Origin of the sequence: Terrimonas ginsenosidimutans (assembly GCF_022012415.1) — a bacterium.
Taxonomy (GTDB): Bacteria; Bacteroidota; Bacteroidia; order Chitinophagales; family Chitinophagaceae; genus Terrimonas_A; species Terrimonas_A ginsenosidimutans.
The window spans coordinates 1-6,255 of the sequence record NZ_JAKLTR010000041.1 but is presented as its reverse complement, the minus strand read 5'-3'; the positions used below and the strand labels follow the sequence as shown (position 1 = coordinate 6,255).

General features: G+C 45.7%; 6 protein-coding genes. All 6 read left to right on the top strand.

Annotated features, from left to right (window positions below; genetic code table 11):
• Positions 1–958, top strand: a 958-nt coding sequence (gene deoC, locus LZZ85_RS28080; protein ID WP_237877447.1) for a deoxyribose-phosphate aldolase, incomplete at its 5' end; no start/stop codon positions are given.
• Between the two features lie 97 nt (positions 959–1,055).
• Positions 1,056–2,558, top strand: coding sequence for an aldehyde dehydrogenase family protein (locus LZZ85_RS28075; protein ID WP_237877444.1), 1,503 nt, complete (start codon positions 1,056–1,058; stop codon positions 2,556–2,558).
• A gap of 165 nt (positions 2,559–2,723) precedes the next feature.
• The gene (locus LZZ85_RS28905) at positions 2,724–3,020 is read left to right on the top strand and encodes a four helix bundle protein (RefSeq protein ID WP_432422784.1); all 297 of its coding nucleotides are present in this window, start codon (positions 2,724–2,726) and stop codon (positions 3,018–3,020) included.
• Positions 3,021–3,188: 168 nt separating this feature from the next.
• Complete coding sequence (locus tag LZZ85_RS28070; protein WP_237877443.1) at positions 3,189–4,073, top strand: aldehyde dehydrogenase family protein; 885 nt, start codon at positions 3,189–3,191, stop codon at positions 4,071–4,073.
• A gap of 209 nt (positions 4,074–4,282) precedes the next feature.
• Complete coding sequence (locus LZZ85_RS28065; RefSeq protein ID WP_237877441.1) at positions 4,283–4,717, top strand: SPOR domain-containing protein; 435 nt, start codon at positions 4,283–4,285, stop codon at positions 4,715–4,717.
• A 138-nt stretch (positions 4,718–4,855) separates the two neighbouring features.
• A complete protein-coding gene (locus tag LZZ85_RS28060; protein ID WP_237877439.1) occupies positions 4,856–6,034 on the top strand; it encodes a M20 metallopeptidase family protein in 1,179 nt (392 codons plus the stop codon).
• The last annotated feature ends 221 nt before the right edge of the window (positions 6,035–6,255 follow it).

Here is a 6,255-nt window from a genome sequence, read left to right as displayed (position 1 = left end):
AACTTTGATTACCTTTGACTCTCTTAACCTTACACATATGGCTACTGCCAAAAGCTTGCTGACCATTCCCGATTTTTCGCTTTCCCCCAGGATAGACCAGGTGGGTGTGGAAGAAAGAGCCGCAAGGTTCACCACACGCAGTATCAAGAAGGAATCCAAGATGAATGGATTGAAGCTGGTACTGAACATGATCGATCTGACCACTTTGGAAGGAAAGGATACCGATGGGAAAGTAAAACAATTGTGCTATAAAGCTATTCATCCGCATGATGCCGTGCCAGACCTCCCGACAGTGGCGGCCATTTGTGTATATCCTTCGATGGTGAAAGTGGCCAGAAAAGCGCTTGGTGATTCCGGGATCAGGGTGGCATCTGTGGCAACTGCCTTCCCAAGTGGCCAGGCTCCAAAAGATGTCAAGATCCGTGATACCAAATACGCGGTGAATGAAGGTGCCGATGAGATCGATATGGTGATCAGCCGCGGAAAATTCCATTCCGGTGAATACAACTTCGTATTTGATGAAATAGCTGCGATCAAAGAAGCCTGCGGCGACGCAAGGCTAAAAGTGATCCTCGAAACAGGCGAACTCGGCAGCCTTGATAAGGTCAGACGCGCCAGCGATATCGCCATGCACGCCGGTGCCGACTTTATTAAAACATCCACCGGCAAGATCCAGCCCGCCGCAACAATGCCCGTAACACTCGTTATGCTCGAAGCCATCCGTGATTTCTATTACGCGACAGGAAAGATGATCGGAATGAAACCCGCCGGAGGCATTTCAAAATCAAAACTCGCCCTTCACTATCTCGTAATGGTAAAAGAAGTACTGGGCGACGATTGGCTGAACAACGAATGGTTCCGCTTTGGAGCGAGTAGTCTTGCAAATGATGTGCTGATGCAGATCGTGAAGGAGAAGACGGGCCTGTATCAAAGTGCGAATTACTTTAGTGTAGATTAATGTTTAAAAGTTTAAAGGTTTAATAGTTTAACGTTATTAAACCTTCACTCATACAACTTTTGAACAATTAAACTTTAAAACTTTTAAACCTCTTCTGATGCCTACAACGAAGAAGAATACTGCGGTAAAGAAAAAAACCAACACAGTTAAGCTGAAATTTGACACAACCTGGCAATATGAACCAGCGCCCGAGAGTAAGAGTGCCGCAACGATCAACAAACAATACGACCTGTTTATAAACGGTGAATGGCAAAAGCCTTCATCCGGGAAATACTTTGATACTATCAATCCTGCAACGGAAGAGAAGTTAAGCCAGGTCGCCCTGGCTGATCAATCCGATACAGATAAAGCTGTTAAAGCTGCACGAAATGCATACGATAAAGTTTGGAAGAATATGCCTGCAAAAGAACGCGGCAAATACATCTTCCGCATTGCGCGTATGATTCAGGAGAAAGCACGGGAGCTGGCGGTGATCGAAACACTTGATGGAGGTAAACCGATCCGGGAGAGCCGCGACTTCGATGTACCTACCGCGGCCAATCATTTCTTTTATTATGCAGGTTGGGCCGATAAACTCGAATACGCATTTCCAAACAGGAAAGCTCAACCACTCGGTGTGGCAGGTCAGATCATTCCCTGGAATTTTCCTTTGCTGATGGCTGCATGGAAGATCGCACCGGCACTTGCAACAGGTAATACGGTTGTATTAAAACCTGCTGAAACAACACCGCTCACTGCACTCAAACTTGCAGAGATCATTCAGGAAGCGGATCTTCCTCCGGGTGTCGTGAACATCATCACTGGCGCTGGTGACACAGGTGCGAACATCGTCAATCATCCGGGTGTGGATAAGATCGCATTCACTGGTTCAACAGAAGTAGGCAAGCTGATCCAACGTGCCATCGCTGGCACCAATAAAAAAGCAACACTTGAATTAGGAGGGAAAGCGGCAAACATCATCTTTGACGATGCACCACTTGATCAGGCAGTGGAAGGTGTGATCAATGGCATCTTCTTCAACCAGGGCCATGTCTGCTGCGCTGGTTCAAGATTGTATGTACAGGAATCTGTAGCCAAACAAGTGATCCGTAAACTCAAAGACCGGATTGAAACACTGATCGTTGGTGATCCAATGGACAAGAACACGGATATCGGCGCCATCAATTCCAAACAACAACTTGATACGATCCATAAATATTTGAACATCGGAAAGAAAGAAGGCGCCGAAATGTATGAAAGCTCCTGCCCTCTTCCAAAGAAAGGCTTCTTCTGCCGGCCCACCATATTTACCAATGTAGCACAAAGCAATCGCATTGCACAGGAAGAGATCTTTGGGCCGGTGCTGTCTGTACTAACATTCAGAACAGATGATGAAGTGATCGAAAAAGCAAACAACTCTCCTTATGGCTTAAGCGCTGGCGTCTGGACAGATAAAGGGTCGAAGATCTTTAACATGACCAAACGTATGAGAGCAGGTGTGGTTTGGGCAAACACCTTCAACAAGTTTGATCCGACATCACCATTCGGAGGATACAAGGAGAGCGGCTTTGGCCGTGAGGGAGGGCTGCATGGGTTGATGGCTTATGTGCGGTTGGCGTAAAAGTTTAATAGTTTAATTGTTTAAAAGTTTAAAAGTTGGTTGGCAACGATTGAGCGATTTGAAGATATTTTTTCGGGGAAAGAAGCTGGAGTGTTGAGTTGTACTCTTGGGAAGACGGGCGTAAAAGTTTAATAGTTTAATTGTTTAAAAGTTTAAAAGTTGGCTATGGCGACGATTGAGCGATTTGAAGATATTTTTTCGTGGAAAGAAGCTAGAGGGTTGAATTGTACTCTTGGGAAGATGATCGATTCAGGGAGGTTTAAGAATAACTACAGACTTATTAATCAAATTGAAGGCTCTGCGGGATCTATTATGGATAATATAGCAGAGGGTTTCGACAGGAATGGTAATAAGGAATTCGTACAGTTCCTGTATATATCAAAGGCATCCTGCGCAGAACTCAGGTCGCAATTGTATAGAGCACTTGACAGACATTACTTAACCGTAGAAGAATTTAATTAGCTGAGCACTCACGCCCAAAAAATCAGTGGGTTAATTCAGAAACTAATAGCATATTTAAGTGAATCCCCTATCACGGGAACAAAGTATAAAGCTAACTGAGTTATCGCATCCAGGTTTAAGAGACAACTATTAAACTTTTAAACCATTAAACTTTTAAACTTAACTCCCATGAGCCGTCTCGAAGTTTTAAAAACCTACAAGATCTACATCGGTGGCCAATTCCCAAGAACGGAATCTGGCCGCTATTATATTCCGACGAATTACAGTGGTCAAAAGCTTGCGAACGTATGCCTTTCTTCCAGGAAAGATTTTCGCAATGCGGTCGTGGCAGCACGCGCGGCATTCGGCGGTTGGGCAGGCAGAGCTGCTTTTAACCGAAGCCAGATCCTGTACAGAATGGCTGAGATGTTAGAAGGAAGAAAAGGGCAGTTCATCGAAGAGCTGACTCAACAGGATGCTACACGTGAAGAAGCGGAAAACGAAGTCAACCTGTCGGTAGACCGTCTTATCTATTATGCCGGATGGTGTGATAAGTTTCAGCAACTTTTCAGTTCAGTCAACCCGGTAGCTAGTTCTCATTTCAACTTCTCCGTTCCTGAACCTACAGGAGTTGTATCTGTCATTGCTCCGCAACAAAGCGGCTTGATAGGGTTGGTATCTGTTATAGCTCCGGTCATTGCGGGCGGCAACACCTGTGTTGTACTCGCTTCCGAAACCAAACCATTGTGCGCGGTAACGTTTTCAGAAGTACTCAACACCTCGGATCTTCCCGGAGGTGTGGTAAATATCCTTACCGGAAAGCCATCAGAACTGGCTTCCTGGTTTGTTGACCATATGGACGTAAATGCAACCATTTATTGCGAATCAAACTCTGATACACAGCAAATGATCCGAGAAAAATCAGCCCTCAACCTAAAACGGGTATTTTTCTATGATCAAACGGATTGGATTTCAGACGCTGGTCAATCACCCTATTTCATCTTTGACACCCAGGAAATAAAAACTACCTGGCATCCGGTGGAAAACATTGCAGGTGCGGGCGGCTCGTATTAAGTTTGCTCTGTCTGTCGATGGTCGATCAGGCTGAAAAGCCAGAGCCCAGCCCGGCTTTTCAGCCTGAATGGATATATCATTTCCTTTTAGAATTCCCCTTCGACCATCGAACATCGGCCATCGAAGTTAAAAACTGATTAAAAACCGCATTTCACTCACCAGCACTTCCTGAAGCGTCGTTTTGGTAGGATATTTGAAAATAATACGTAATGAAACAAATGCTTTTACTGATCACCACTCTCCTTTCCCTGACCACCTTCAGCCAGAATATGGTGGCCTCAGATAGCGGAAATGTCACCGTACATAAAGATGCCCGCCTCGATCTTCTCGTGACAAAACAGGCTGAGATCAACGAGGTAACCAGCCGTGACGCCCGTAAAACCGGCAAAGGCTTCCGCCTGATGATCATCAGCACCAACAGTCGCGATGAAGCCATCTCCGCGAAAACAAAAGTCTATACACACTTCCCCGAACTGAAACCATACCTCTGGCATCAGTCACCTTACTATAAATTAAAAGCCGGCAACTTTAAAGACCGTAAAGAAGCCGAAGCTTATCAAAAGAAGCTAAACACTTACTTCCCGAAAGGCGTGTTCATTATGAATGATATCATTGAATTAAAAATTGATGATATCCGCGACTAAAAGCTAAGATTTAAAAGATAAATGGGGGTAAAGGAGGTTTTATTAATCGCTTTTACCCTCTTTGCTTTTAGATATTTACCTTCCTCTCCGCCATTCCCTCAATTCCTCTTTTTCCTCCTTAACGCTTAGCTTTGCGGTATGTTAGAAAAGATCAAATCGCTCGCAAAGCAATACGCTCCTGAGTTTATTGATGTTCGTCACCATCTGCATGCAAATCCTGAGTTAAGTTACCAGGAATTTGAGACTTCTCATTTTATACAGGAGAAACTGAAGGCATCCGGTATTCCGTTTGAAGTAAAAGCAACAACAGGGGTGATCGGTTTGATCAAAGGAAAGAACCCGGATTCAAGGATCGTCGCGCTTCGCGGGGATATGGATGCTTTACCCATTCAGGAGGAGAACAATGTGCCTTACAGGTCCACGCGGGATGGCGTAATGCATGCCTGCGGTCATGATGTGCATACAACCTGTTTACTCGGTGCAGCAAAGATCCTGAATGAAACAAAAGACGAATGGGAAGGAACAGTTAAACTCATCTTCCAACCTGGTGAGGAGAAGAACCCCGGTGGGGCAAGCTTACTGATCAAAGAAGGGGTACTGGAGAGTCCAAAACCAGCAGCAATATTCGGACTACATGTGCACCCCGGACTGGCTACAGGAAAAATGAGCTTCCGCAGTGGTAAAGTAATGGCAAGTGCCGATGAGCTTTATATTACAGTCAAGGGCAAGGGTGGGCACGCGGCCTCACCGCATCTCTGTATAGACCCTATTCTTATCTCTTCACACCTGATCATTGCTCTGCAGCAGATCGTGAGCAGGAATAACAACCCGCATAATCCGACTGTTCTATCAGTCACCGCGATCAACGGGGGATCTACCACCAACGTGATCCCGAATGAAGTGAAATTGATGGGTACCTTCCGCGCAATGGATGAAGAATGGCGGTTTAAAGCACATGAGTTAATGCACCAGGTCTGTGACAATCTTGGCAAAAGCATGGGGGGCGAGATCAAACTTCATATTGATGTCGGATACCCTTCCGTTTATAATAATGAAGCACTGCATGAAGTCGCCTGGAACAAAGCAGGCGAGTATATTGGCTCCTCAAATGTTGAGGAAACCGAAAAAAGGATGGGTGCGGAGGACTTCGGATACTACTCCCAGCAGATCCCTGGCTGCTTTTTCAGGCTCGGTGTAATGAACCAGGCACAAGGTATTACCTCCAATGTACATACGCCAACCTTTAACATTGATGAATCAGCTATTGAACTCGGTATGGGGATGATGGCGTGGTTGGGAGCGTCAGTATATCGATAAAGAGATCCAGATGTGCCTGCAGTTCTTCTCACTTGGGACACGCTCCGTTAACCGAATAAACAAACAAAGCCGTTCAGTGATACTGAACGGCTTGTTGTTTCTGGGTGGCTCTGGAGTATCGCAAAGTGCGCAAAGGCTCCGCGAAGTGCGCAAAGCTCATCGGGCATTCTTTGCGGCCTTAGCGGATCCTTTGCGCACTTTGCGATCCTCCAGAGCCACCG

Excerpts from the sequence above, each read along its gene's own strand:
- LZZ85_RS28075 (WP_237877444.1), top strand. The coding sequence starts at position 1,056 with ATGCCTACAACGAAGAAGAATACTGCGGTAAAGAAAAAAACCAACACA.
- LZZ85_RS28905 (WP_432422784.1), top strand. The coding sequence starts at position 2,724 with ATGGCGACGATTGAGCGATTTGAAGATATTTTTTCGTGGAAAGAAGCT.
- LZZ85_RS28070 (WP_237877443.1), top strand. The coding sequence starts at position 3,189 with ATGAGCCGTCTCGAAGTTTTAAAAACCTACAAGATCTACATCGGTGGC.
- LZZ85_RS28065 (WP_237877441.1), top strand. The coding sequence starts at position 4,283 with ATGAAACAAATGCTTTTACTGATCACCACTCTCCTTTCCCTGACCACC.
- LZZ85_RS28060 (WP_237877439.1), top strand. The coding sequence starts at position 4,856 with ATGTTAGAAAAGATCAAATCGCTCGCAAAGCAATACGCTCCTGAGTTT.